General features: G+C 71.4%; 25 protein-coding genes and 1 pseudogene. 12 read left to right on the top strand and 14 right to left on the bottom strand.

Features of this window, described 5'->3' with window-relative positions; all coding sequences use genetic code 11:
- The 4 genes from ehuA to ehuB form a co-directional block, all read right to left on the bottom strand.
- Positions 1-762, bottom strand: a complete 762-nt coding sequence (gene ehuA, locus C3V38_RS09090) for an ectoine/hydroxyectoine ABC transporter ATP-binding protein EhuA (RefSeq protein ID WP_106385609.1) — start codon at positions 760-762, stop codon at positions 1-3.
- A gap of 85 nt (positions 763-847) precedes the next feature.
- A complete protein-coding gene (gene ehuD / locus C3V38_RS09085) occupies positions 848-1,492 on the bottom strand; it encodes an ectoine/hydroxyectoine ABC transporter permease subunit EhuD (RefSeq protein ID WP_106385608.1) in 645 nt (214 codons plus the stop codon).
- A complete protein-coding gene (ehuC, locus tag C3V38_RS09080) occupies positions 1,489-2,220 on the bottom strand; it encodes an ectoine/hydroxyectoine ABC transporter permease subunit EhuC (RefSeq protein WP_106385607.1) in 732 nt (243 codons plus the stop codon). Before ehuC ends, ehuD begins: the two co-directional genes overlap by 4 nt.
- Before the next feature lie 6 nt (positions 2,221-2,226).
- On the bottom strand, positions 2,227-3,123 hold the full coding sequence (gene ehuB / locus C3V38_RS09075; RefSeq protein WP_106385606.1) for an ectoine/hydroxyectoine ABC transporter substrate-binding protein EhuB: 897 nt from the start codon (positions 3,121-3,123) through the stop codon (positions 2,227-2,229).
- A 182-nt stretch (positions 3,124-3,305) separates the two neighbouring features.
- On the opposite strand from ehuB, the gene otsB reads away from it, so the two are divergent.
- The 5 genes and pseudogenes from otsB to C3V38_RS09050 all read left to right on the top strand — a co-directional run bounded on the left by otsB (position 3,306) and on the right by C3V38_RS09050 (position 8,049).
- Positions 3,306-4,064 (top strand): trehalose-phosphatase, encoded by a 759-nt coding sequence (gene otsB, locus C3V38_RS09070; protein ID WP_061227453.1) that lies wholly within the window; start codon positions 3,306-3,308, stop codon positions 4,062-4,064.
- 155 nt (positions 4,065-4,219) lie between these two features.
- Positions 4,220-5,251, top strand: a complete 1,032-nt coding sequence (locus tag C3V38_RS09065; protein ID WP_254425935.1) for a metal ABC transporter solute-binding protein, Zn/Mn family — start codon at positions 4,220-4,222, stop codon at positions 5,249-5,251.
- A 148-nt stretch (positions 5,252-5,399) separates the two neighbouring features.
- Positions 5,400-6,161, top strand: a pseudogene (locus C3V38_RS09060) (metal ABC transporter ATP-binding protein); the annotation flags it as partial.
- Positions 6,161-7,009 (top strand): metal ABC transporter permease, encoded by an 849-nt coding sequence (locus C3V38_RS09055; RefSeq protein WP_061227456.1) that lies wholly within the window; start codon positions 6,161-6,163, stop codon positions 7,007-7,009. The pseudogene C3V38_RS09060 and the gene C3V38_RS09055, both read left to right, overlap by 1 nt.
- A gap of 23 nt (positions 7,010-7,032) precedes the next feature.
- The gene (locus tag C3V38_RS09050) at positions 7,033-8,049 is read left to right on the top strand and encodes an aminoglycoside phosphotransferase family protein (protein ID WP_254425934.1); all 1,017 of its coding nucleotides are present in this window, start codon (positions 7,033-7,035) and stop codon (positions 8,047-8,049) included.
- Between the two features lie 335 nt (positions 8,050-8,384).
- Here the strand turns inward: C3V38_RS09050 and rlmB are convergent, their stop codons facing one another.
- The 5 genes from rlmB to C3V38_RS09025 are packed head-to-tail and all read right to left on the bottom strand — an operon-like array spanning position 8,385 to position 12,634.
- Positions 8,385-9,353, bottom strand: a complete 969-nt coding sequence (rlmB, locus tag C3V38_RS09045; RefSeq protein WP_061227457.1) for a 23S rRNA (guanosine(2251)-2'-O)-methyltransferase RlmB — start codon at positions 9,351-9,353, stop codon at positions 8,385-8,387.
- A gap of 1 nt (position 9,354) precedes the next feature.
- A complete protein-coding gene (gene cysS / locus C3V38_RS09040) occupies positions 9,355-10,791 on the bottom strand; it encodes a cysteine--tRNA ligase (RefSeq protein WP_106385603.1) in 1,437 nt (478 codons plus the stop codon).
- Positions 10,792-10,819: 28 nt separating this feature from the next.
- The gene (ispF, locus tag C3V38_RS09035) at positions 10,820-11,302 is read right to left on the bottom strand and encodes a 2-C-methyl-D-erythritol 2,4-cyclodiphosphate synthase (protein WP_106385602.1); all 483 of its coding nucleotides are present in this window, start codon (positions 11,300-11,302) and stop codon (positions 10,820-10,822) included.
- Positions 11,299-12,117, bottom strand: a complete 819-nt coding sequence (ispD, locus tag C3V38_RS09030) for a 2-C-methyl-D-erythritol 4-phosphate cytidylyltransferase (RefSeq protein ID WP_244881614.1) — start codon at positions 12,115-12,117, stop codon at positions 11,299-11,301. The genes ispF and ispD overlap by 4 nt, the downstream gene beginning before the upstream one ends.
- A gap of 22 nt (positions 12,118-12,139) precedes the next feature.
- Positions 12,140-12,634 carry a CarD family transcriptional regulator gene (locus C3V38_RS09025; protein ID WP_061916532.1) on the bottom strand — a complete coding sequence of 165 codons (495 nt, stop codon included), beginning with the start codon at positions 12,632-12,634 and terminating at the stop codon, positions 12,140-12,142.
- Positions 12,635-12,831: 197 nt separating this feature from the next.
- Here C3V38_RS09025 and C3V38_RS09020 point away from each other — a divergent pair, with 197 nt between their 5' ends.
- Both C3V38_RS09020 and disA read left to right on the top strand, forming a co-directional pair.
- Positions 12,832-13,401, top strand: a complete 570-nt coding sequence (locus C3V38_RS09020) for a hypothetical protein (protein WP_106385601.1) — start codon at positions 12,832-12,834, stop codon at positions 13,399-13,401.
- A gap of 52 nt (positions 13,402-13,453) precedes the next feature.
- On the top strand, positions 13,454-14,512 hold the full coding sequence (disA, locus tag C3V38_RS09015; RefSeq protein ID WP_061227462.1) for a DNA integrity scanning diadenylate cyclase DisA: 1,059 nt from the start codon (positions 13,454-13,456) through the stop codon (positions 14,510-14,512).
- A gap of 12 nt (positions 14,513-14,524) precedes the next feature.
- Here the strand turns inward: disA and C3V38_RS09010 are convergent, their stop codons facing one another.
- Entirely contained in the window at positions 14,525-15,181 is a 657-nt protein-coding gene (locus tag C3V38_RS09010; RefSeq protein ID WP_061227463.1) for a hypothetical protein, read from the bottom strand.
- Between the two features lie 84 nt (positions 15,182-15,265).
- Positions 15,266-15,919, bottom strand: coding sequence for a carbonic anhydrase (locus tag C3V38_RS09005; RefSeq protein ID WP_061916542.1), 654 nt, complete (start codon positions 15,917-15,919; stop codon positions 15,266-15,268).
- Positions 15,920-15,957: 38 nt separating this feature from the next.
- On the opposite strand from C3V38_RS09005, the gene C3V38_RS09000 reads away from it, so the two are divergent.
- From C3V38_RS09000 to C3V38_RS08990, 3 genes are read left to right on the top strand one after another with little or no spacing between them, the layout of a single operon-like run.
- On the top strand, positions 15,958-16,842 hold the full coding sequence (locus tag C3V38_RS09000) for an A/G-specific adenine glycosylase (protein WP_165001096.1): 885 nt from the start codon (positions 15,958-15,960) through the stop codon (positions 16,840-16,842).
- 24 nt (positions 16,843-16,866) lie between these two features.
- On the top strand, positions 16,867-17,181 hold the full coding sequence (locus C3V38_RS08995; RefSeq protein WP_061227465.1) for an antibiotic biosynthesis monooxygenase: 315 nt from the start codon (positions 16,867-16,869) through the stop codon (positions 17,179-17,181).
- Between the two features lie 42 nt (positions 17,182-17,223).
- A complete protein-coding gene (locus C3V38_RS08990; protein WP_061916548.1) occupies positions 17,224-17,616 on the top strand; it encodes a DedA family protein in 393 nt (130 codons plus the stop codon).
- A 49-nt stretch (positions 17,617-17,665) separates the two neighbouring features.
- On the opposite strand, the gene C3V38_RS08985 is transcribed toward C3V38_RS08990, so the two are convergent.
- On the bottom strand, positions 17,666-18,238 hold the full coding sequence (locus tag C3V38_RS08985) for a hypothetical protein (protein ID WP_254425933.1): 573 nt from the start codon (positions 18,236-18,238) through the stop codon (positions 17,666-17,668).
- 174 nt (positions 18,239-18,412) lie between these two features.
- A complete protein-coding gene (locus C3V38_RS08980; protein WP_106385600.1) occupies positions 18,413-21,064 on the bottom strand; it encodes an ATP-dependent Clp protease ATP-binding subunit in 2,652 nt (883 codons plus the stop codon).
- A 217-nt stretch (positions 21,065-21,281) separates the two neighbouring features.
- On the opposite strand from C3V38_RS08980, the gene hrpB reads away from it, so the two are divergent.
- On the top strand, positions 21,282-23,861 hold the full coding sequence (hrpB, locus tag C3V38_RS08975; protein WP_106385599.1) for an ATP-dependent helicase HrpB: 2,580 nt from the start codon (positions 21,282-21,284) through the stop codon (positions 23,859-23,861).
- Between the two features lie 167 nt (positions 23,862-24,028).
- Positions 24,029-24,511: a hypothetical protein gene (locus C3V38_RS08970; RefSeq protein ID WP_106386434.1), complete on the top strand. Its 483-nt coding sequence runs from the start codon at positions 24,029-24,031 to the stop codon at positions 24,509-24,511.
- 16 nt (positions 24,512-24,527) lie between these two features.
- Here C3V38_RS08970 and lysS read toward each other — a convergent pair whose 3' ends face one another.
- Positions 24,528-26,162 carry a lysine--tRNA ligase gene (lysS, locus tag C3V38_RS08965; protein WP_061227470.1) on the bottom strand — a complete coding sequence of 545 codons (1,635 nt, stop codon included), beginning with the start codon at positions 26,160-26,162 and terminating at the stop codon, positions 24,528-24,530.
- Positions 26,163-26,164: the final 2 nt, after the last annotated feature.

Raw genomic sequence — 26,164 nt, 5'->3', positions numbered from 1 at the left:
TCAGCGGTCGAGGACGGCCTTGAGGAACGTGCGGGTCCGCTCCTGCTGCGGGTCCGTGAAGATCGCTTCCGGCGTCCCCTCCTCGACGATCTTGCCCTTGTCGAACACGAGCACGCGGTCGGCGACGTCGCGGGCGAAGCCCATCTCGTGGGTGACGATGAGCATCGTGATGTCGGTGGACTCGGCGATCATCCGGAGGACCCCGAGCACGTCCGCGACCAGCTCCGGGTCGAGGGCCGAGGTGACCTCGTCGAGCAGCAGGACGTCCGGGTCCATGGCTAGCGCACGGGCGATGGCGACACGCTGCTGCTGGCCGCCCGAGAGAGTGGTGGGATGGGCGTTCTCCTTGTCCGAGAGCCCCACGGTGGCCAGGAGTTCCCGCGCTCGCGCCTCCGCCTCCTCCTTCGATCGGCCCAGGACGTGGATGGGCGCCTCGGTGATGTTCCTCAGCACCGTCATGTTGGGAAACAGGTTGAACTGCTGGAACACCATTCCGATCTTCGATCGCACGGCGCGCAGATGCTTCTGAGAGGGCTTGACCAGCTTGCCGTCCCTGAGCTGGTGGGTCAGCGGCTCGCCCTCCACCCAGATCACGCCGTCGTCCACCGACTCGATCGTCATCAGCAGCCGCAGGATCGTCGTCTTGCCCGATCCACTCGGTCCGATCAGCGCCACGCGCTCTCCGCGCCGCACGGTGAAGTCGAGGTGGTCCAGGACTGTGTGGTCGCCGAACTTCTTGACCACCTTCTCGAACGCCACCATCGGGGCGTCATCGGCGCCCGTGGACCCCGCTCCGGCCGGTGCCGCGTGACCGGCGGGGGCGGCGTCGCCGGCCGGGGTGGTGTCGTCAGTAGGCAAGGGACTTCTCCAGTCTCCGGATGAGGATCGATGTCGGGTAGCTCGCGAGGAGGAAGATCACACCGGCGAGCGTGATCGGTTCGAGGTACTGGAAGTTCCGGGCGCCGTACTGCTGGGCTGCCGTGACCATCTCCACCACGGTGATGGCGAAGAGGAACGGAGTGTCCTTGAACAGCGAGATCGCGTAGTTGCCGAGCGCCGGGACGGTGTTGCGGATCGCCTGCGGGAGCACGACCGCCCGCCACGTCCGCCCCGCAGGCAGGGACAGCGCCTGCGCGGCCTCCCATTGTCCGCGCGGAACGGCGTCGATGCCCGCGCGGTACACCTCGGCCATGTAGGTCGCGTAATGCACGCCGATCACGCCGATGCCGATCTGCAACGCGGTGAACTGCGGGAGCAGGAAGTAGGCGAACAGCAGCTGAACCACGAGCGGGGTGAGCCGGATGAACTCGGTCACCATGCGCAGGGGCACCGTGATCACCGCGGGCGCGGCCCGTCGGAGCACCGCCACGACCAGCCCCAGCGCGGCGGCGATGAGGAACCCGACCACGGTGGCGAGCAGCGTGATCCTGAAGCCCTCGAGCAGGACGGGCACGGCCTCGGCTGCGCGTTCCCAACTCCAGTCGACTCTCATCGTCCGACCCCCACTGCCTCGTCGACCCGTTCGGGACGCAGACTCAGGACCTCCCGCATCGACGGCCCGACGCCGAGTCGGGACTTCGCGCCGACCTCGAGCATGTTCATGAACAGGGTGAGGACGTAGGCGATGAGGAAGTAAAGCACCAGTCCGATCCCGAAGGCGAAGACGGTGTCACCGGTGACCCGCCGCAGCTCGCCGATATGGAAGGTCAGATCCTGGAGCAGGATGAAGCTGGCCAGTGCGCTGCCCTTGAGCAACTGGATCAGCAGATTGTTGAGCGGCGGGATCATCTGCACCCACGCCTGCGGGAAGACGACCCGGTACAGGCGCTGCCACGACGTGAAGTTCAATGCCAGTGCGGCCTCCCACTGCGGGGCCGGCACGGCGGCCAGCGACCCGCGGACCACCTCGGCCGCGTACGCCCCGTAGTTGAGCCCCAGCGCCAGGATCCCGCAGAACAGCGGGTCGAGCTCGTAGCCGAGCAGCGGCAGGACGAAGAACAGCCAGAACAGCTGCACCAGCAGTGAAGTCCCGCGGAAGAACTCGACGATCGTCCTCGACACCCCGCGGGTGAGCATGAAACGGGAGCCCGCCGCCACACCCAGCACGAGCGCCAGCGCGAACGCCAGGGCCGCGCCACCGAGAGTGAGATAGACGGTGGTGACGATGCCTTCCTGGAAACGCGGCCACGCCTCCAGGAAGGCATCGATATTACTGTCCACCGCCGGCTACTCGACCCCGGCGCACAGGTCGGCGGTCGTCAGTTCGGGATCGGGCAGCTCCTCTTCAGTGAACCCGAACTCGCCCACGATGGAGAGGTACTTCTCCGGGTCGGAGGTGATCTTCGCCAGTTCCTCGTTGTAGGCGTCCAGCAGGTCCTGGTCGTCGGTGCGGAACACGGTGCCGCCGGCGCCGACCTGCGGCACCCCGTTGATCTCGGCGACGAACGACTGGGTGACCTCGACGGGCGCGTCGGGGTTGTTGTTCTTCATCCAGTTGAGCGAGATCCCGGTCAGCGCGAAGACGTCGGCGCGCCCGGACGTCACCGCGTCCATCCCGTCCTGCGGCGTGGCGACCTGCATCGAGTCGATGCCCAGCTCGGTCGCGTAGTCGGACTCGATCGCGCCCGTCATGGTCGCCAGCCGCGCCCCGCTGTCCGCCACCGACTGCATGTCGGTGAGGTTCATCGGGTTGCCCTCCTCGACCATGAGCGCGGTGGTGTAGTTGAACTCCGGCTCGCTGAACGCGGCCTGCTCGCAGCGCTCCGGCAGGATCGACATCCCCGCGCTGACCACGTCGAAGCGGTTGGCCTGCAGGCCGGGGATCAGGGCGCCGAAGTCGGCGTTCACGCCCTCGACGGTCTCGATGCCCAGGTTGCCGAAGATCTCCCGGTGCAGCGCGACGGTGGCGCCGGTCAGCTCTCCGTTCTCCATGAACGAGTACGGTGCCTCCCCTGCGAAGCCGACGGTCACGCTGCCGCGCTCCTGCAGCGTCTGCAGCAGGCTGGAGTCGTCATCGGTGTTCGTCGAGGTACACCCCGTGAGCGCCAGCCCGGCCACCACGACGGCGGCGACCACGCCCTTCGAACGACGGCGGACGGATGTTCTCAGCGCTGATGGTGCCATGGTCTTCAACCTTCCGATCGCGGTCGGACACCAGGCTCACCCGTGTGCCCGAATCCTCGTGCGCTCTCCGGTGCGTGATCGCCACGCCCGACTGGTGGTTCCTATGGGTTTGCTTAACGTAGCACGCGTCACATCGCCAGTAGAGGGTTTTTCGCTTCGCCACCGCGCCTATCCTGAGCCACATGACGCCACCCGAGACGCTCGACGAGGCCCTCCGACGCGCTGCCGCGGCGCCCACCCTGGTGGTGGCGTGCGACTACGACGGCACGCTCGCGCCGTTCGTCGACGACCCCACCAGCGCTGTGCCCGCGCCCGGTGCCGTGGACGCGCTGGCGCGCCTCGCGGACCTGCCCCGCACGACGGTGGCGCTGCTGTCGGGCCGCAACCGCGCCGCACTGTCCGAGGTGAGCGGCGCGGGCGCGCCGGTGGTGCTGGTGGGGAGCCACGGGTCGGAGTGGGAGGGCGGTTTCGACTCGCCCCTCGACGACGACGAGGTGGCGCTGCTCGAGCGGGTGCGCTCCGAGCTGGAGGACATCGTCTCCCGCACCCCCGGCGCCCACGTCGAGACCAAGCCCACCGCCGCCGTCCTGCACGTCCGGCCGGTGCCGGATCCCGCTGCTCGCGACCGTGCGCAGTCCGAGGCCATGGCCGGGCCGGCCGCTCTCGACGGGGTGTTCGTCACCGAGGGCAAGAACGTGGTCGAGATCGCCGTCCGCGAGGCGAGCAAGGGCGCGGCCATCGAGAAGATGGTCGAGCAGACCGGCGCCGAGGTCGCGCTGTTCATCGGCGACGACGTCACGGACGAGCGCGGTTTCGCCCGCCTGCGCCCGCAGGACGTGGGCATCAAGGTCGGGGAGGGCGAGACCGCGGCCGCCCACCGCGTGGCCGACATCCCCGCGGTCGTCGAGCTGCTCGGCACCCTCGCCGACCTGCGCAGCTGACATCGCGGCGTGCGCGGCCGCCCTCGCTGCAGGCGTCGACGACGTCCCGTCACGCACCGGCCCACGCGCGTCTCGCACCCCCGGATTCACACGCCGCGGCCTCCGCGGTTCTACACTTAACGACAACGGTTCCCATTACTACGAGAGTGGTGCTCGTGTCGTCGACCCCCCGCCAGAAGCGCATCCCCCCACGCCGAGCGCTGGCCGCGCTCGCGGTGACCCTGCTCGGCGCGGGCACACTCGCCGCCTGCGGCGCCGACGGTCAGGCCGCCACCGACGACGGCGACCGCCCCCAGGTGGTCGCCTCGACGACCGTGTACGCCGACATCGCCGCGCAGGTGGCCGGCGACAACGCCACGGTGGAGTCCGTCATCTCCGACCCGGCGGCCGATCCCCACTCCTACGAGGCCAGCCCGGCGGACGCGGCGGCCGTCGCCACCGCCGACCTGGTGATCTACAACGGCGCCGGATACGACGGATTCGTGGACCTCGCGCTCGAGAACGCCGACGACGTGCCGGTCGTGCGGGCCGCCGACGAGTTCACGCGCGTCACCGGTGGCGCGGTCGCCGGCCACGACCACGGTGGCGAGGTGCACGGTGGCGAGGAGGACGAGGAGCCGGGCCACGAGCACGCCGCCGGCGAGAACGAGCACGTGTGGTTCAGCCTGCCCACCGTCGCGGCCGTCGCCGAGCGCGTCGGCGAGGAACTCGCCGCGATCGACGCCGAGCACGCCGAGGAGTACCGCGCCAACGCCCGCGCCTTCGCCGACGCCCTGGGGCCACTCGAGGCCGAGCTCGAGGAGATCCACGACCGCGGCCACTTCCCGTACGCCCAGACCGAGCGGGTCGGCGCGCACCTGTTCGACGCCGCACACCTGACCGACCTGACGCCGCGCGGGTTCCTCGCCTCCGTCGAGAACGACACCGACCCGTCCGCCGCCGACCTCGCCGCCCTGCTCGATCTGCTCGCCGAGCGACGGGTCGCCTTCCTGGCCTTCAACACCCAGACCGAGACCTCCGTGACCGCCCGCGTCCGCGACGCCGCGGAGGAGGCGGACCTCGTCGTCGTCGACCTCACCGAGACCCTCCCCGAGGGCACCGACTACCTGGGCTGGATTTCCGGCATCGTCGACCGGGTGGCCGGCGCGCTCGCCGACGCCGCCCCTGTGGCCGACGTCGGGCACTGATCGGATGGTGACCGACCAGACGGGCACCGACCCCGCCGCCGACCCGTCCGCCGACCATGAGCGCGGCGCCCCCGGGGCCGGTCCGGTCGTCTCCCTGCGGGGCGTCACCGTCTCGCGCGGCGGCCGCACCCTCATCCGCGACCTCGACCTCGATGTGCGGCCCGGCGAGTTCGTCGCCGTCCTCGGGCCCAACGGCGCCGGCAAGACCACCCTGCTCAAAGTCCTGCTCGGCGAGCACCGCCCCGACGCCGGAAGCGTCCTCGTCGACGGCCGGCCGCCGGGCGACCGCGCCACCCCCCTCGGCTACGTCCCGCAGCAACGCGCGTTCGACCCCGGCATCACCCTGCGCGGCCGCGACCTCGTCGCCCTCGGGATCGACGGCACCCGCTGGGGACCCGGCCGGCCGTCCCGGCGCGCCGACAAGCGCCGCATCGTCGCCGACTCCCTCGCCCGCCTCGAGGCCACGACATTGTCCGACAAGCCGCTCGGGCGGATGTCCGGAGGCGAACAACAGCGTGTGCGCGTCGCCCAGGCCATCGCCGCCGACCCGTGTGTCATGCTCTGCGACGAACCGCTGCTCAGCCTGGACCTCACCGGTCAGCGCACCGTCGCCTCCGTCCTCGATCACCGACGCCGCGAGCACGACACGGCGGTCGTGTTCGTCACCCACGAGATCAACCCGGTCCTGCCGATGGTCGACCGGATCGTCTACCTCGTCGACGGGCGGCACCGCATCGGCACTCCCGACGAGGTGTTCACCAGCGAGGTCCTGTCCGAGCTGTACTCCTCCCCCGTCGAGGTGTTGCGCGTGCGCGGACAGATCATCGTGGTGGGCGACACCCAGCACCTGTGTACCGAACCCTGGACCACGGGACACCACCACGACCACACCGGGGACGGAGCGCACTGATGGACCGCCTGCTCGAGATCGTCGAGTCCATCGCCGACACCGAGACCACCGCCTACCTGCTGCAGCAGGACTTCGTGATCTTCGGTCTCGCCGCGATCGCGCTGCTCGGCCTGCTCTCCGGCGCGATCGGACCGTTCATCATCATGCGGCAGATGTCGTTCTCCGTCCACGGCGCCAGCGAGCTCGCCTTGACCGGTGCCGCCGCCGCGCTGCTGTTCGGGCTCAACCTCGGCCTGGGGGCCATCGTGGGGTCGGTGATCGCGGCGCTGATGTTCGGGATCATGGGCTCGCGGGCCTCCCAACGAGACTCCTCGATCGGGGTCGTGCTGGCGTTCGGCCTCGGGCTCGCAGTGCTGTTCATCCACCTCTATCCCGGGCGGTCCGGCACCAGTTTCTCCCTGCTCACCGGGCAGATCGTCGGCGTCTCCGAGAACGGCCTCGTGCAGATGGCGGTGGTCGCGGCGATCATCTGCGTGGCGCTCATCGCGCTGTACCGGCCGCTCGTGTTCTCCTCCGCCGACCCCGAGGTGGCCGCGGCGCGCGGTGTGCCCGTGCGGGCGCTCAACATGATCTTCGCCGTGCTCGTGGGGCTCGCGGCGGCGCAGGCCGTACAGGTGGTGGGCGCGCTGCTCGTGCTCTCCCTGCTCATCACCCCCGCCGCCGCGGCGGCCGCCGTCACCTCCAGCCCCGCGAAGGCCATCGGGCTGACGATCCTCTTCGCCGAGCTCGCCGCCGTGGGCGGGATGTTGCTCTCGCTCGCCCCCGGCGTGCCCGTCTCGGTGTTCGTCACCACCGTCTCGTTCGTCATCTACCTGGCATGTCGCGCGGTGGCGGCGGTCCGGCGCTGACCCCCGGTACTAGCGTGTGAGCCGTGAACAGCGACCACAGTGCTCACCCCGATGGTGGCCCCGCGGGCGCCGGCTCTCCGGTTACCGGCCCGGGTGCTCATCCTGATGGTGGCCCCGGTGCTCCTCCCGCCGCCGCCGGGCTCGCGGCCATCCGCGCCGACTACCCCACACTGAGCTGGGACCGCGCCGAGCGGGTCGACGAGGGCTGGGACCACGTCGTGGTGATCTGCCACGGCTGCCACGGAGACGACGCCCTCGGGCACCGCGATCTGGTCTTCCGTTTCCCCGACGACGAGCAGGCGCTCACCCAGCTGCCCACCGAGATCGCGGTCCTGGAGCACCTCGCCGGGCGTGTGGAGGCGGCACTCCCCCGCTACTCGCACGCTCCCGAACACGGGCGGTTCGCCGGCTACCCGCTGGTGCGCGGTCAGCGCCTCACCCCGGAACTGCTGCACAGCCTGCCCCACCCTGAGAAGACGGTCATCGCGGGCCAGCTGGGCGCACTCCTGTCCGCGCTGCACATCCAGGACGTCTCGGGCCCGCCGCTCGACCGGGTCCCGTACTCCTACCAACCCGAGAACCTGGACTTCGTGCGCGGCATCGTCGCCCACGACCTGCCGTCGGTGTTCACCCCCGACGAGATGCGCACCGCCCACGAGATCTGCGACGAGGTCGGCGCGTTACAGTCCACCCTGCTGCCGCGGGTGTTCCTCCACAACGACGTCTACTCGCGCCACCTGTACTGGGACCGGGACTCCGCCCCCGGCCAGCTGGGGCTCATCGACTTCACCGACATGTGCCTGGGAGACCCGGCCGTGGACTTCGCCGAACTGTACGAATACGGCCCGCGCTTCGTCGAGGGCGTCCTGGCCCGGTACGTCGGCCGGGTCGACGACACCTTTCTCGACCGGGCGTGGACGTACCAGCGACTCGCCGCGCTCTACATGATCGCGGGCCACCTGTACTACGGGGTCGAGACGTGGGAGTACGCGCGCGCGGCGTTCGACCGCTGCCGGTCACCCCACCGCCCGCGGGCCTGAGCACGAAACAGGGCCCGCGCCACTCGCAGCCGCTCCCCGCACTGGCGTCTCGCTCCCGAAACTGCCCGGCCAGAACACAGCCGCTCCCCGACATGGCGTCTCGCACCCGAAACTGCCCGGCCCCGTGGGCAGCCGCTCCCCGACATGGCGTCTCGCCAGCCCCGATGCCCGAGCGAGACGCCATGCCGACGGGCCGCGTGACATCCGCGGACGCGAGACGCCATGCCGACGGGCGGGGTGACATGTACAGGCGCGGCTGCCCGTGAACCGAAGTGGAGGGTCCGAGCGCACCGGTCAGCCGGCGACCGCGAGTCCGGTCAGCCGGCCAGCCGCCGTCAGCCCTTGACGCGCCGCTGCCGCGCGAACTCCGACAGCACCACGCCCGCCGCGACAGAGGCGTTGAGGCTCTCCACCTCCGAGGCGATCGGGATCGACAGGATCGAATCGCAGTTCTCACGCACCAACCGGGACAGACCCTTGCCCTCGGAGCCCACCACGATGACCGTGGGCCCGGTGCCGTCGTAGTCGTCCAGCGAGACGTCACCGCCGGCGTCGAGACCGACGAGCTGCACCCCGGCCTTGGCCCAGTCGAGCAGCGTCCGGTTGAGGTTGGTCGCCCTGGCGACGGGGAGCCGGGCGGCGGCACCGGCGGAGGTCCGCCACGCGACGGCCGTGATGGAGGCACTGCGACGCTCGGGGATGAGGACCCCGTGCCCGCCGAAGGCCGCGACCGAGCGGATGACGGCGCCGAGGTTGCGCGTATCCGTGATGTTGTCCAAGGCCACGAGCAGCGCGGGCTCGGAGGAACCCATCGCCATGTCCAGCAGGTCAGCGGGGTCGGTGTACTGGTAAGGCGGCACCTGGAGGCCGACGCCCTGGTGCATGCCGTTCGACACCATGCGGTCGAGGTCGGTGCGCGGCACCTCGAGGATGGAGATGCCCTTGCCGGCGGCGAGGTGGACGGCCTCGGTCAGCCGCTCGTCAGCGTCCGAGCCGATCGCGACGTATAGCGCGGTCGCGGGAACGCCGGCTCGGAGGCATTCCAGCACCGGGTTGCGGCCCACCACGTACTCGGGGCCGTCGGCCTGCTTCTGTGCCTGGCGGCGGCGCTGCTGCGCGCCCTCGGCCTTGCGGTTGGCGGCCTTGGCCCGGCGGTGTGCCGGGTGGTAGGTCCGGTCCTCCGCCTTGGGGGTGGCGCCGCGCGCCTCCAGTCCTCGGCGTCGTTGGCCGCCCGACCCGACGACCTGGCCCTTCTTGGTGCCGGACTTGCGGATGGCTCCGCGCCGACTCGAGTTACCTGCCATGTCAGTCCTTCCGGTGGGCGAGCGACCACTTCTGGCCGTCCGCGGTGTCGGCCACGTCGATACCCGCCGCGACCAGTCGGTCACGGATGGCGTCGGCGGTGGCGAAATCCTTGTCGGCCCGTGCCTGAGCGCGGGCCTCGAGCTCCGCGCGGACGAGGAGGTCGAGGGCGGTGAGGGCGGCGTCGTCGCCGCCCGCGGCGGAGGTCCACTGCGGGTCGAGCGGGTCGACCCCGAGTACCGCGGTCATCGCCCGGACGGACGAGGCCGCGGTAAGCGCCGCTTCCGTGTCGCCCGCCGACAGCGCGGTGTTGCCGGCCCGGACCCGGCCGTGGATCTCCGCCAGTGCGGCGGGCACCCCCAGATCGTCGTCCATCGCGGCGGCGAACGCCTCCGTCCACTCACCGACGGGCACCCCGACGTCCGGCCCCGTGCCCGACTTTGCGGCCTCGTCCACCCGCTGCACGAACGCCTCGATCCGCCGGTACGCGGCGGCCGCCTCCTGCAGTGCTTCGGGAGAGTATTCCAGCATCGAGCGGTAATGCGCACTTCCGAGGTAGTAGCGCAGTTCCACCGGCCGGACGGCGGTGAGGATGTTCGGCACGCTGAGCACGTTGCCGAGCGACTTGCTCATCTTCTCGCCGGCCATCGTCACCCAGCCGTTGTGCAGCCAGTAGCGGGCGAACCCGTCGCCGGCGGCGTGAGACTGCGCGGCCTCGTTCTCGTGGTGCGGGAACTGCAGGTCGAGCCCGCCGCCGTGGATGTCGAAAGTGCCGCCCAGGTACCAGGTGGCCATCGCGGAGCACTCGAGGTGCCAGCCGGGCCGACCGTCGCCCCAGGGTGTGGGCCAGCTGGGTTCGCCCGGCTTGGCGGCCTTCCACAGCGCGAAGTCGCGGGGGTCCCGCTTGCCGCGCAGGTCGGCGGCCTCTCCCTGGTCGACCTCGTCGAGCCGGTGGCCGGACAGGTGCCCGTAGTCGCCCTCGGGCGCGGCCGACCACGCCGCGACGTCGAAGTAGACGCTGCCCTCGGCCGGGTAGGCGTACCCGCGCTCGATGAGGCGTTCCATGTACTCGATCATCTGGGTCATGTGCCCGGTGGCGCGGGGTTCGGTGGACGGCGGTAGCACGCCGAGCGCGTCGTAGGCGCGGGTGAACTCGCGTTCGTGGGTTGCGGCCCACTCCCACCAGGGGCGGCCGTTCTCCGCGGCTTTGGTGAGGATCTTGTCGTCGATGTCCGTGACGTTGCGCACGAACGCGACGTCGTAGCCGGTGGCGATCAGCCAGCGGCGCAGGACGTCGAACGCGACGCCGGAGCGGACGTGACCGATGTGGGGTATGGCCTGGGGGGTGGCTCCACACAGGTAGACCGACGCGTGCCCTTCCCGGACGGGGGTGAACTCCCGGAGGGAGCGGGTGGCGGTGTCGTAGAGATGGAGCGTCACGGGGCCCGAGTCTACCGGTGCGCCCGCGTCAGGCCCGGTAGACCAGCGCCGTGGCGACGGCGGAGACCCCCTCGCCGCGTCCCGTGAAGCCCATTCCGTCAGTGGTGGTGGCGGAGACGGAGACGGGTGCGCCGATGATCTCACCGAGCCGTCGTTCGGCCTCGACGCGTCGGGGGCCCATCTTGGGGCGGTTGCCGACCATCTGGACGGCGGCGTTGCCGATGATCCATCCGTGCCGAGCCAGTTCGTCGCACGCCTCGCGCAGCAGTCGTTCGCCGGAGACGTCGTCGTACTCGGGCCGCCCGGTTCCGACGAGAGCACCGAGGTCGCCGAGCCCGGCGGCCGACAGCAGGGCGTCGATCAGGGAGTGGGCCACGACGTCGCCGTCGGAGTGCCCCTCGCAGCCGTGGTCGTCGGGGAAGTGCAGGCAGGCCATCATGCAGGGCTTGCCCGGTTCGACGCGGTGGGCGTCGGTGCCGATCCCGACTCGGGGGATGACGGGTCCGGTCATTTCTCCTCCTGGGGGCCGACGTGGACGAGCGCGCCGGGGGCGGGCGCACCGGGGTCGAGTTCGGCGAGGGCCCGGGCGTGGTCATCGGCGGTGGTGATCTTGAACGCGAGCGGGTCGCCGGGGACCGTGGCGACGCGGTCGCCGGTCCGCTCGACGAGTCCTGCGTCGTCGGTGGTCACGTCCCCGGCGGCGTCGTAGGCGGCGAGCAGGACGTCGGGCGCGAAGCCCTGGGGCGTCTGAACGGCGCGGAGGGCGGCACGGTCGGGAGTGCCGACGACGTAGCCGTCAGCGTCGACCTGCTTGACGGTGTCGACGACCGGGAGGACGGGGACCACCGCGACCGCGCCGCCGCGAACGGCCGTCACCACGCGCCGGATCGCGTCGGGGGGCGTGAGGCAGCGCGCCGCGTCGTGCACGAGCAGGACGTCGTAGACCGCCGCGCGGGGGCGGCGTCGGTGGGCGGTCAGCGCCGCGAGACCGTTGCGCACCGAGTCGGTGCGCTCCGCGCCCCCGGTGGTGACGACGACGAGGTGGTCGTCGTCCCGGAGGTGGGCCAGCTCCGACTCGGCCTGTGCGACGCGGTCCGCGGGGACCACGGCGACGACGTCGTCGACGGCACCGGAGGTCAGCAGGCCGGCGACGGCCCGCTCGAGCATGGTGCGGCCGTGTAGCTCGACGAACGCCTTGGGCAGTCCTGCTCCGAGCCGGACGCCGGATCCGGCCGCGGGGACGACGGCGGCCACCCTGCCCGTGCGGGCGGGGTGGCCGTCGATACCGTGTCCGGGCGCGTCCCCGGGCGTGCGCTGACCCGTCATGCCGTCTGGTGGGCGGCGGGTGTCACGCCGGGGCGGCGGAGCCCAGCACCTCGTCGAGGAGGGCGTCCGCACGCTCCTCGTCGGAGCGCTCGGCGAGCGCCAGCTCACCGACGAGCACCTGGCGCGCCTTGGCGAGCATCCGCTTCTCGCCGGCGGACAGGCCGCGGTCGAGGTCGCGGCGCCAGAGGTCACGGACGACCTCGGCCACCTTGTTGACGTCACCGGAGGCGAGCTTCTCGCCGTTGGCCTTGTAGCGGCGGGACCAGTTGGTGGGCTCCTCCGCGTGCTCGGTGCGCAGGACCTCGAAGACCTTGTCGAGACCCGCCTGGTCCACGACGTCGCGCACGCCCACGTACTCGGCGTTCTCGGCCGGTACCTTCACCGTGAGGTCGCCCTGTGAGACCTTGAGGACGAGGTATTCCTTCTCGGTGCCCTTGACCGTCCGCATCTCGATCGCCTGAATGGTGGCGGCGCCGTGATGCGGGTAGACGACGGTGTCGCCGACCTTGAACTCCATGAGTGGCTTTCCCCTTTCGACTTACCTATCTTAGCACGCCCTCAGTGCAGGCGTTTTCCGTTTGCGCAGGTCAGCAACCTGCCGGGCGTGACGGCACGTTCGCGGGGGCGGGAGCGGGACACTCTGCCGCAGGTCCGGACCCGCAGTGGACTACGATGAGACCGGCCTGAGAGACGACCATCCCCGAGGAGCCTGACGTGACTTCACCGAACACCGGCCTGCGCCGCACCGCGCTCGTAGTCCTGGCCGTGGGCGCCGCCCTCGGGGCGTCGGCCTGCAGCGCCGGCCAGGTCTCGCAGACGGCCAACCAGGTCGCCGCGGTCGACGGTGGACGCGGTGAGGCCGGCGACCTCGCGGTCAACGACCTGCAGGTGGTCGTCCCCGAGAACGGCGGGGAGGCCCGCGTCGGCTTCGTCGCCTCCTTCAGCGGCCACGGCCTGGGTGAGCCCGTCTCCCTGGACAGCGTCCAGATCGACGGGACCCCCGTCCAACTCGGTGAGACTCAGCCGCTCGAGCGTGGCTGCTCGATCGTGGTCGACGCCCGCGAGAACGCCGAGCCCGTCCCGGTCGAGGGCGTGTGCGTCGAGCAGACCACCGCCACCCTGCCGTCGGCGGAGGACCTGAGCATCGGCACCTCGGTGCCCGCCACCGTCTCCTTCTCGAACGGCGACCGCATCGAGACCTTGGCCGCCGTCGTCGGTGAGATCCTCGAGGCCGGCGAGTACACCCGTCCGACGGAGTTCGTCGGCGAGTCCGAGGGGCACTGACACGTCCGCCCTCTCCGCCCGCTCGGCTGACGGTTCGTCGGTCGACCCCGAGATGCGCGCCGTGCTGCGCCGTCTCGCCCCGGGCACGGCGCTGCGTGACGCACTCGACCGGATCCGTCGCAGCGGCACCGGTGGCCTCGTGGTGCTCGGCGACGACCCGGTCGTCCGGGCCGTCTGCGACGGCGGCGTGGAACTCGACGTCGAGTTCACCCCGGCCCGCCTGCGAGAACTGAGCAAGATGGACGGCGCGGTCGTGCTCTCCACCGATGGTTCCCGCATCACCCGTGCCAACGTCCATCTCGTACCGGATCCTTCGCTGCCCGCCGTCGAGACGGGCACCCGACACCGCGCCGCGGAGCGGACGGCCGCGCACACCGGCGTGCCCACCGTCGCCGTCTCGGCGTCGATGACCACGGTCACCGTCTACGCCGGCGGTCTGGCCCGCGTGCTCGCGGACCCGGTCGTGCTGCTCGCGCGCGCCGACCAGACGGTCGCGACCATGGAGCGTCACGGTGCCCACGCCGCCCGCGCCCGCGCCCGACTCGACCGGGCGGAGATGGGCGACTACGCCTCCGTCCGCGACGTGGTGGCCATGGCCCAGCGATTGCTCCGCCTCGAGCGCCTGGGCGCCGAGCTCGCCGAGCTCACCGTGGAGATGGGCGAGTACGGCCGGCAGACCGCTCTCCAGCTGGAGGAGCTGCTCTCCGACACCCCGGATGAACTGCGGGGTCTCGTGGCCGACCACCTGCGGGTCGAGCCTGTCGACGGTGATCGCCGCCCCGTCCCGACCGCCGAGCAGATCGAGGTCGGGCTCGAGCGGCTGGCCGCACTCTCCGACGCCGACCTCCTCCTGCCCGCTCCGGTGGCGCGCTGCCTGGGGCTGCCGGCCGAGCCCGAGGATCTCGACGACCACGTGACCGCCCGGGGGTACCGCATGCTGACGCACATCCCGCGCCTGCGGCCGGTGCAGATCACGGCCCTCGTCGAGCGCTTCGGCTCGGTCCCGGCGCTGCTCTCGGCCGAGCAGTCGGACTTCGCGGACGTCGAGGGCGTCGGCGCGCTGTGGGCGCGGCACGTCCACCAGCGCCTCACGGGCCTGGGCATCGTCTGACCCGGGCGCGGCTCAGGACTCGGGGGCCTCGACGACGTTGAACGTGGCCGCCGGGCTGAAGACGTTCCCGACCAGCGCGTACACCTGGTACGCGCCCACCTCCACGGGCGTGCGGTCTGCCTCGGAGCACGCGCCCTCCGCCGAGCGGCGGCCGGTCCAGTCGATCTGCCGCGGCTCGGGCTCGTCGGGACGCAACTCGACCTCGTCCTCGTCGCGCGGGGTCGTGCAGTCGATGCTCGACCACACCTTGGAGTTGTCGTCCAGGCGGTACACCTCGAACGACAGCGGCGCCTCCGCCAGATCGCGGTCGCAGGTGGTGTCCGAGACGTTGACGATGTTCACGAAGAACCGCACGTCCTGCCCCACCGCCACGTTCGGCTCGGCGGGCCAGACGTCCAGGCGCAGGTCCTCGTCCGCGCACCGGCCCCGCGAGGCACCACCGTCGTCGTCGCGCGACGAGGTCTCGGTGGTCGACGTCTCCGAGGTGGCCACCGGCTCAGTGGAGCCCGCGTCGCCGGTGGCGGTCTCCTGGGTGTCCGTGCCGGTGTCCCGCGAGGCGAGGAAGAGCGCGAGCACCACGACCAGGGCGGCGACGACCGCGACGACCACCGCGGCGACGCGGCGACGCACATAGACTTCACGCGGAAGGGGGCCCTGGGGTTCGTGCACGTGCCCAACTCTAGAGCCGAGCCCGCGCCCCGTCGGACCTGCGGCGCGGCGTGTCCCCCAGACGGCACCGCCGGTGGGTGGCCGCTAGACCGCGACCATCTCCTCGCCCGGGCCGTGCGGGACGTCCTGGACGTCTCCGATGGCGCTGCGGAGGTACGCGTGACCGTCGGAGAGCTTGTAGGTGACCCCGACGATCGCCAGACGGCCCTCGTCGATCCGGTCGCTGATGATCTTGGACCGCTGCTTGAGCAGTTCGCCCGTCTCCAGCACGTGGCGCGCCTCGAAGTCGTCTGTCGTGCTCAGTCCCTCGCGACGGCCGTTGAGGATCGACGGCGACACCTTCTCGACCACGTCACGCAGGAAACCGGGCGGGATCTCCCCGGTCGCCAACGCGTCCGTGGTGGCCTTCACCGCGCCACAGCTGTCGTGGCCCAGCACGACGATCAGAGGGGTGTCGAGCACGTGCACGGCGTACTCGATGGACCCGAGCACCGCGGTGTCGATGATGTGACCCGCCGTGCGGATGACGAACAGGTCACCGAGACCTTGGTCGAAGATGATCTCGGCCGCCACCCGCGAGTCGGAGCACCCGAACAGCACCGCCTTGGGGTGCTGCGCGGCGACGAGCTTCTCGCGCCGCTCGGTATTCTGACTCGGATGACGCATCTGGCCCTCGACGAACCGGTGGTTGCCGTCGCGCAGCGAGGCCCAGGCACTGATCGGGTTGGTATGAGGCATGTCTCACATTGTGCACGTACCTTCCGGAGGGATCATCGGTGACCTCCCCCGGGGCCCACGGCATCGACACTCCCTCCCTGCTCTCCTGGTTCTCCGGTGCCGGCCGTCCCCTGCCTTGGCGCGAGGACGGCGTGAGCGCCTGGGAGATCCTGTTGTGTGAGGTGATGAGTCAGCAGACGCCCGTCGCCCGGGTCGAGCCGGTCTGGCGCGACTGGCTCGCGCGGTGGCCGGGCCCGGCCGAACTCGCCGCCGCCGCCCCCGCGGACGTGATCCGCATGTGGGGCAAACTCGGCTACCCGCGGCGGGCGTTGCGACTGCGGGAGTGCGCTGCCGTCGTCGTCGAGAAGTTCCACGGCGAGGTCCCCACCGAGGTCGAGGACCTCCTCACGCTCCCCGGCGTCGGCGACTACACCGCGCGCGCCGTCGCCTGCTTCGCCCACGGACAGGCGGTACCGGTGGTCGACACCAACGTGCGGCGCGTCGTCGCCCGGGCGGTCAACGGGGTCGCCGAGGCCGGGCCGCCGTCGATCCGGCGCGACCTCGCCGCCGTGGAGGCGCTGCTCCCCGACGATCGCCAGGAGGCGGTGGCGTTCTCGATCGCGATGATGGAACTGGGCGCGCTCGTGTGCACCGCGCGCACCCCCGACTGCGACGCGTGCCCGCTCGCCGCATCGTGCGCGTGGGTCGCCGCCGGCAGACCCGCGTGGGACGGGCCCCGCCGCAAGGCGCAGACGTACGCGGGCACCGACCGGCAGGTGCGCGGCCTACTGCTGGACGTGCTGCGCGACGGCGACGGCACCGCCACCTCCGCTCGCCTGGACGCCGTGTGGCCGGACACGGTCCAACGCGACCGCGCGCTGGACTCCCTGTTGGCCGACGGACTCGTGGTGCGGACCGGGGAACAGTACTCACTGCCCGCGTAGCCGACTGAGGGTAGGCTCACCTGCATGGCCGTCGTGAAGATCAACGCCCTCAACGTCCCGCCGCAGGCCGGTGCCGAGCTCGAGCGCCGCTTCTCCGAGCGCGCCCACACGGTGGAGAACTCCCCCGGCTTCCTCGGCTTCCAGCTGCTGCGTCCCACCGGCGGGGAGACCCGCTACTTCGTGGTGACCATGTGGGAGGACGACGAATCGTTCGCCGCCTGGCGCGACGGGGACGCCCGCGCCGCCCACGCCGGCCAGCGGGGCGAGCCCGTCGCCGAGGGTGCCAACCTGCTGGAGTTCGACGTCGTGATGGACGTCAAGCCCTCCGCCTCCGCCTGATACCAGCCGCGCCTTCCGCACCGCACGCCGCACATCCCTCGTATGGACCGGATCGCCGAGCAGCCCTTCGCCCTCGCGTTCAGCACGCTGTTCGTGATCGTCATGCTGCGCGCCAACGCCACCTACTGGCTCGGCCGGGGCGCGCTACGTGGTGGCCGGCTCAGCGGGCGGTTCGCCCACCGGCTCGAGGGACCGACCATGCAGCGCGCCCAGCGGCTGTCCGCCCGCTACGGCGTAATCGCGGTACCACTGTCCTTCCTCACGGTGGGAGTGCAGACCGCCATCAACTTCAGCGCCGGCTTCACCGTGATGCCACTGCGCAGGTACCTGCCCGCAGTCACCGTCGGGTGCGTGCTGTGGGCCCTGCTGTATTCCACCGTCGGCATGGTCGGCTGGGCAGCGATCGCCCCCCTCTGGCACCGCGTCACCGCCTGACCGGGTCCGCGGATGTGCGGCCGGTGCGGCGGCCGGTGCGGCGGCGGGCTCAGGGCAGCGGTCCGACCACCGGAGCGAGGTCCTCGGCGAAGCGGTCGTCAGCGAGTGCCGCGACGTCCACCGGATCGATCTGACCGTCCTCGGTGAACACGTCCGCGAGTGCCTGCTCGCGGGCGAGCGTGTCCGCGAGCGCCACCGGCTGTCGCGTGCTGCGGCCCTGGGACAGCTCCGCCGCCTCCGGGGTCAGGCCCACCGCCTCGCCGTAGAACCGCACCCACTCCTGCGGGTGCTCGGCGGTCCACGTGCCCGCCTCGGCGAGGCGGACGAGCAGGTCCGCTATCGCCGTCTGGCGGCGGGAGTCGCCGAGCGCGTCATGCGAGGCCAGGCTGAACCAGAAGCCGTTGCCCGCGCCCGCCGCGGACGCGAGCGTCCTCGTCTCGGACGTCGTCTGTGCGATCGTGGTGTAGGGATCCCAGATCGCCCACGCGTCGGCGTCGCCGCGCGCGAAGGCCGAACCCGCCTCGGCGGGCTGGAGGAAGACGAAGGTGGAGAATTCGTTCTCGTACGGGAGGTCCTCCAGCCGTCCGGCCGCGGTGAGGATCCCGCGTTGCTGAGCTTTCAACGTGGGGATCTCCTCGTCGAGCCCTGGGCGCCGTCCTCGAGGCGGGAGACCACGTGCTGGTGATCGCCCGATTGCTGGACGCCTGGTTCCGCGCCACCGGCGTGGACACCCGCAGACGCAGGAAGGCCCCCGCCGTGTGGCGGGGGCCTTCACTATGTCAGGCGCCGGAGGCGATCAGGTGGTGGCCGGAGCAGCGCCGCCGCCGCTGCCCGAGGGGCCTCCGGTGGCGCCGCCACCGAAGCCGGAGCTCGGCGGCAGGGAGTCGCCCGGGCCGGCCTCGCCGGTGGGCGCCACGCTCGCCGAGATCTCCTCGCCCTGGCGGTCCTGCGGGGCGTCCGGGCGGGGAGCACCGGTGAAGGTGAACTTGGCGTCCTCGGTGCGCTCGGACTCGCCGTCCCAGCCCTCGACGTCGACCTTCACCAGCTCGCCGGCCGCGACCTCGCCGAAGAGGATCTTCTCCGAGAGGGTGTCCTCGATCTCGCGCTGGATCGTGCGACGCAACGGCCGCGCGCCCAGGACCGGGTCGAACCCGCGCTTGGCGAGCAGGCTCTTGGCCCGATCGGAGACCTCGATGTCCATGTCCTTGGCCTTCAGGGCGTCCCGGACACGGCCGATCATGAGGTCGACCATCTGGACGATCTGCTCCTGCGTGAGCTGGTGGAACACCACGATCTCGTCGATGCGGTTGAGGAACTCCGGGCGGAAGTGCTTCTTCAGCTCGTCGTTGACCTTCTGCTTCATCCGCTCGTAGGCGTCCTCGGTGTTGTCGGAGGACTGGAAGCCCATCCCGACGGCCTTGGAGATGTCCTTGGTCCCGAGGTTCGAGGTGAAGATCAGCACGGTGTTCTTGAAGTCCACCATGCGTCCCTGACCGTCGGTGAGACGGCCGTCCTCCAGCACCTGGAGGAGGGTGTTGTAGATCTCGGAGTGCGCCTTCTCGATCTCGTCGAACAGGACGACCGAGAACGGCTTGCGCCGCACCTTCTCCGTGAGCTGGCCACCCTCCTCGTAACCGACGTACCCGGGGGGCGCACCGAAGAGCCGCGAGGCGGTGAAGCGGTCGTGGAACTCGCCCATGTCGATCTGGATGAGCGCGTCGTCCTCACCGAACAGGAAGTTCGCGAGCGCCTTGGACAGCTCCGTCTTACCCACGCCGGACGGGCCGGCGAAGATGAACGAGCCCGAGGGACGCTTGGGATCCTTGAGCCCGGCACGCGTCCGGCGGATCGCCCGGGAGACGGCCTTGATGGCGTCCTCCTGGCCGATGATCCGCTTGTGCAGCTCTTCCTCCATGCGGAGCAGACGGGTGGTCTCCTCCTCGGTGAGCTTGAAGACGGGGATGCCGGTCCAGTTGCCCAGGACCTCGGCGATCTGCTCCTCGTCCACCACGGCGGCCACGTCCATGTCACCGGCGCGCCACTGCTTCTCGCGCTCGGCGCGCTCGGCGATGAGCTTCTTCTCCGTGTCGCGCAGGCCGGCGGCCTTCTCGAAGTCCTGCGCGTCGATCGCGGACTCCTTCTCGCGGCGGGTCTCGGCGATCTTCTCGTCGAACTCGCGCAGGTCCGGCGGAGCCGTCATCCGCTTGATGCGCATGCGGGCACCGGCCTCGTCGATGAGGTCGATCGCCTTGTCCGGCAGGAAGCGGTCGTTGATGTACCGGTCCGCGAGCTGGGCGGCGGCGGCCAGCGCCGCGTCGGTGATCGTGACGCGGTGGTGCGCCTCGTAGCGGTCCCGCAGACCCTTGAGGATCTCGATGGACAGCTCGACGCCCGGCTCGGGAACCTGAACGGGCTGGAAGCGCCGCTCGAGGGCCGCGTCCTTCTCGATGTGCTTGCGGTACTCCTCGAGCGTGGTGGCACCGATGGTCTGCAGCTCGCCGCGGGCCAGCTTGGGCTTGAGGATCGACGCGGCGTCGATCGCGCCCTCCGCGGCTCCCGCGCCGACGAGCGTGTGGATCTCGTCGATGAACAGGATGATGTCGCCGCGCTGGTTGATCTCCTTGAGCACCTTCTTCAGACGCTCCTCGAAGTCACCGCGGTAGCGGGAACCGGCCACGAGTGAGCCCAGGTCCAGCGAGTAGAGCTGCTTGTCCTTGAGGGTCTCGGGGACCTCGTTGTTGACGATGGCCTGCGCGAGGCCCTCGACGACCGCGGTCTTACCGACGCCGGGCTCACCGATGAGCACCGGGTTGTTCTTGGTGCGCCGGGAGAGCACCTGCATGATGCGCTCCACCTCCTTGGCGCGACCGACGACCGGGTCGAGCTTGCCCTCCATGGCGGCCTGGGTGAGGTTGCGGCCGAACTGGTCCAGGACCGTCGACGAGGACGGGGTCCCGGACTCGCGGCCACCGGTACCCGCGGGTGTCCCGGAGGCCTCGGCCTCCTTACCCTGGTAACCGGAGAGAAGCTGGATGACCTGCTGGCGGACCCGCGTGAGGTCGGCGCCGAGCTTGACCAGCACCTGGGCCGCCACGCCCTCGCCCTCGCGGATCAGGCCGAGCAGGATGTGCTCGGTGCCGATGTAGTTGTGGCCGAGCTGGAGCGCCTCCCGCAGGCTCAGTTCCAGCACCTTCTTGGCGCGCGGCGTGAACGGGATGTGCCCGCTGGGCGCCTGCTGGCCCTGGCCGATGATCTCCTCGACCTGACTCCGCACCGCTTCCAGCGAGATCCCGAGGGACTCGAGGGCCTTGGCGGCCACTCCCTCACCCTCATGGATGAGACCCAGCAGGATGTGCTCGGTGCCGATGTAATTGTGGTTGAGCATCCTGGCCTCTTCCTGGGCCAGGACGACGACGCGACGCGCGCGGTCGGTAAACCGTTCGAACATCGTGCTACCTCACATTCCTCGGTTTTTCACCACTGTAGTGGCCGGTTCTGGCGCTCTGCACCGCAGGAGCAGCACGAGGCCCGTCACCAGTGTTCAACGCGGCAGGTCGGGGATCGATTGCATGATCGTGTACGCCGTCAGCGAACGCCACGCATCGGGCCGGTTCGCCGGCCACTAGGGTCGTCTCCATGAGCTACGCGATCGGCGGCGAGGCCCCGTGAGCGCGTTCGATCTCGACCGCATCGGCCGCGATCTGCCGTTCGCCCGGGCTCTTCCGGCCCTGCGGGACGCCCTCGCCACGGCGGGTACCGCGGTGGTGCAGGCACCGCCCGGCACCGGCAAGACGACCCTCGTCCCGCCCGCGGTCGCCGTCGCCGACGGGGTGTCGGGACGGGTGATCGTCACCCAGCCCCGTCGGGTTGCCGCCCGCTCGGCGGCGCGGCGACTGGCTGCACTCACGGGGACCGGACCCGGGGGCGTGGTGGGCTACACGGTCCGTGGGGACTCGCGCGTCGGCAGGGACACCCTCGTCGAGTTCGTCACTCCGGGGGTACTGGTGCGTCGGTTGATCGCCGATCCCGACCTGCCCGGCGTCGGGGCCGTGGTGCTCGACGAGGTCCACGAACGCGACGTCGAGTCCGACCTGGCCTTCGCACTGCTGTGTGAGGTGCGGCAGCTGCGCGACGACCTGCCGGTGGTGGCGATGTCCGCGACGGTCGAGGCGGGACGCTTCGCCCGGCTGCTCGGCGGCGGGACCGCGGCCGAGGAGCCCGGGGCGGGTTCCGCGGCGCCCGTCGTCGACGTGCCTGCGGAATCGCACCCCCTGGAGATCCGGTACGCCCCACCGCCGACCGCCCGCCTGGACGCCCGCGGGGTCGCCGACGGCTTTCTCGATCACGTGGCGGCGGTGACGGCACACGAGGTGACCGTGAGCGGGGTCGACGCCCTGGTGTTCCTGCCGGGTGTGCGCGAGATCGAGCGCGTGGTGCGGTCGCTCGCCGCGCGGCTGGGGGACGCGGTCGAGGTTCTACCTCTGCACGGCGGGCTGGACGCCGCCGCCCAGGACCGGGCGGTGTCCGGTTCCCGGAGCCGGAGCGGCGAATGCGACACGGCGCTGCCGCGGATCGTGGTGTCGACCGACCTGGCGGAGTCCTCACTGACTGTGGCCGGGGTGCGGCTGGTGGTGGACGCGTGCCTGAGCCGCGAGCCGCGGCGAGACATCGCACGGGACATGACGGGGCTGGTGACGGTGTCGGCGTCGCGCGACTCGTGCGTGCAGCGCGCGGGCCGCGCCGCCCGCCTCGGCCCCGGGCTCGCGGTGCGCTGCCTGACCGAGCAGGAGTACGCGGGACTGGCCGCCCACCGCACGGCGGCGATCGCGACGTCGGACCTGACGACCTTCGCGCTGGACGTGGCCTGCTGGGGCGCGCCCCGGGCGGAGGGCCTGGCGCTGCCCGATCAGCCGCCGGCCGGGGAGATCACCCGCGCCGAGAGCGTGTTGCGCGGGCTCGGGGCGCTCGACGCCGACGGACGCGCCACGGACCGCGGGCGCGACCTCGCGCGGGTGCCCGCCGATCCCCGTCACGCCCGCGCACTGCTGGACGGCGCGGGACTCGTCGGTGCGGAGGTGGCCGCCGAGGTGGTCGCGCTGCTCGCGTCTGGTCGCCGTTCCCCCGGCGGCGACCTGACGGCGAATCTGCGTGCGCTGCGCGCGGGGCGGGCGCCGGACGCGGCGACGTGGGAACGCGAGGCCCGGCGACTGGAGCGGATGGTCAGCGGACGATCCGGCGGCGCGGACCCGGCCGGGATGGAGTCGGACGACGCCGTCGGGACGGTCGTGGCGCTCGCCCACCCGGACCGCATCGCGCGCCGACGCGGCGACCAGTACACCTTCACTTCCGGGACCGGCGCGGTGTTGCCGCCGGGTTCCGGGCTGGCGGGCCACGACTGGCTCGCCGTCGCCGAGGTGGGACGTGCGGCCGGGCGCGCGGCCGGCGAGGCCGGCGCGGTGATCCGCGCCGCCGCCCCGATGGACCGGGAGGGCGCTGAGCGTGCGGCCTCGCACCTCCTCGACGACGACGAGACGGCCGTCTTCGACCGGGGTGCGGTCACGGGTCGACGCATCCGCCGGCTCGGGGCGATCGAACTCTCCTCCACTCCGGTGCGGCCCTCCCCCGCGGCCGCCCGGGAGGCGGTGTCGGCGGCGATCCGGGCCCGCGGGTTCGCCGCACTGGATCCCGACGACGACGCCGTCAGCCTGTGGTGCCGCCTCGCGCTGGTACGCCGCGAGCTCGGCGCGCCGTGGCCGGACGTGTCCGCGGCGGGACTCGCCGACCGGCTGGACGACTGGCTCGCCCCGGAGATCGACGCCCTCGCCCATGGCTCCCGCTTCGCGGGACGGGACCTCGGCCCGGCCCTGCGACGCCTGCTGCCGTGGCCCGAGGCCGGTCGGCTCGACGAGCTCGTGCCCGACCGCCTGGAGGTGCCCTCCTCGTCGTCGTACCGCGTCGACTACCCCGCCGTCGGGACCGACGACCCGCCGGTGCTCGCGGTGAAGCTGCAGGAGTGCTTCGGCTGGACCACCTCGCCCCGTATCTGCGACGGTCGGGTCCCGGTGACGGTCCACCTGCTCTCGCCCGCCGGACGGCCGCTCGCGGTCACGCGCGACCTCGGGTTCTTCTGGCGGGAGGCCTACCCCGCGGTCCGGGCCGAGATGCGCGGCCGTTACCCGCGACACCCGTGGCCGGAGGACCCGATGACGGCCGAGCCGACGCGGCGCACCAACCGGCGCCGCTGACCCCGCGCGAGGTGGCTCTCCAGCGGTTTCACGGTTAATATGTGATGGGCACCACACACGCGATCCACGCCGGAAGGGTGATCACAGTGACCGCGTACACGCCCCCCTCCCCACACCGCTCCCCGCTGCCCACCCGGACCCCGGCCCGGACGAAGGTCGTGCCGCACGTGAGGAACCGCGTCGGAGCCCTCATCGCCGTCGTCGGCCTCGCCCTCGCACTGGTCAGCCTCTACCTGCCGTGGTTGCGCACGGACGGCGGTGACCAGATCACCGCACTGGGCATCACGGAGATCATCGACGTGCGCAGTGTCGCCCCGGTGCTCTTCCTCGGCCTCGTCGTGCTGTTGTTCCTGGTGGGGGTCACCGCCGTGACGCGGCTCGGGGCTTTCGCCGCCGCGGGCGCCGTCGTCTCGTTGGTGGTGCTCGCCGCCCATCTCGCCTTCGTGTGGACACTCATGTCCTCCACCGGAAACGACGAACCGACCCTGTCCGGCCTCCCGACCGGCGCGTCAGTCACGTTCGGGCCGTGGGTCGCCGCGCTCGGGTTCGTCCTGGTGGCCGCCGGCTCGGCGTGGGCCGCACGCGCGGCTGACTACGTCTTCCCCGACGTCGAGGCCCACGGGGCTCACGGGACGCACGCAGACGAATGAGCAGCCGCCGCGCCGATCAGTCGCGCGGGAGCGGCTTGACCATCGGGAAGAGGATCGTCTCGCGGATGCCCAGCCCGGTCAGGGCCATGAGCAGCCGGTCGATCCCCATGCCGAGCCCGGTCGTCGGCGGCATGCCCTGCTCCATCGCGGCGAGGAAGTCCTCGTCGAGCACCATCGCCTCGTCGTCGCCGGCCGCGGCCAGGCGGGCCTGGTCCTCGAAGCGCTGTCGCTGGATCACCGGATCCACCAGCTCGGAGTAGCCGGTGGCCAACTCGAACCCGCGGACGTAGAGGTCCCACTTCTCGGTCACCCCGCGGTCGGTGCGGTGGTCGCGCGTCAGCGGGGAGGTCTCGACGGGGAAGTCACGGACGAACACGGGCCCCTCGAGCTGGTCAGCACACAGGTGCTCCCACAGTTCCTCGACGAGCTTGCCGTGTAGCCACCCCTTGCCACCGGGGACCTCCAGCCCGACCTTCCCGGCCAGTTCCGTGAGCTCGTCGACGGTCGACTCGACGGTGACGAGGTCCTCGTCGTCGTCACCGACCAGGTCCGGGTGCTTCGCCCGCAGCGCCTCGTTGAGGGACGGGTACATGCGCATCTCGCGCCACTGACCGCCCAGGTCGTACTCCGTGCCGTCGGCGAGCGTGACCGTGGTCGAGCCGAACACCGCGGTCGCGACCTCCTGGATGACCTCGCGGATCATCGTGGCCGAGGTGTCGTAGTCGCCGTACGCCTGATACGTCTCCAACATCGCGAACTCCGGGCTGTGGGAGGAGTCCACGCCCTCGTTGCGGAAGTTGCGGTTGATCTCGAAGACGCGCTCGATCCCGCCCACCACGCAACGCTTGAGGTACAGCTCGGGCGCGATGCGCAGGTACAGGTCCAGGTCCAGCGCGTTGGAGTGGGTGACGAACGGCCGGGCCGCGGCGCCGCCGTGCAGCGTCTGCAGCATCGGCGTCTCCACCTCGAGAAAGCCGCGCTTCTCCAGCGCGTCACGCAGCGCGCGCACGACCTTGATCCGCGTCAGCGCGTTGCGGCGCGCCGTGTCGCGCATGATGAGGTCGGTGTAGCGCTGGCGGACGCGCGTGTCCTCGCTCAGTTCCCTGTGCGCGACCGGAAGCGGGCGCAGCGCCTTGGACGCCAGCACCCACTCGTCGGCCATCACCGACAGCTCCCCGCGCTTGGACCGCACCACACGGCCCGTCACCGAGACGTGGTCGCCGAGGTCGACGTCCTGCTTCCACGCGTCGAGCCGCTCCTGACCCACGTTGGCCAGCGACAGCATGGCCTGCAGCTGCGGGGTCAGCGGCCCGGATCCGCTCTCCGGCACCGTGGTGGACAGGTCCGCCGACGGGTCGACCCCGTCCTGGAGCCGGACGAAGCACAGCTTCCCGGTGTTGCGGATGAACAGCACCCGGCCGGCCACCGACACCACGACGTCGGTCTCCTCCCCCGGCTCCAACGCGGCGAAGCGCGGGTCCGAGGCGATCTCGGCGAGCCCGTGGGTGCGGGGGACCTCGACGGGGTACGCCTGCTCTCCGGAGTCGAGGAGGCGCTGCCGCTTGTCGCGGCGGATACGCAGCTGCTCAGGGGTGTCGTCGGCGGGCTCACCGGTGGCGGCCCCGGGCGCGGCGGGAGTCGAGTCGGTCACGA

The organism is Dietzia sp. oral taxon 368 (assembly GCF_002999155.1).
Taxonomy (GTDB): domain Bacteria; phylum Actinomycetota; class Actinomycetes; order Mycobacteriales; family Mycobacteriaceae; genus Dietzia; species Dietzia cinnamea.
This window is presented reverse-complemented; position numbering and strand designations above follow the sequence as displayed.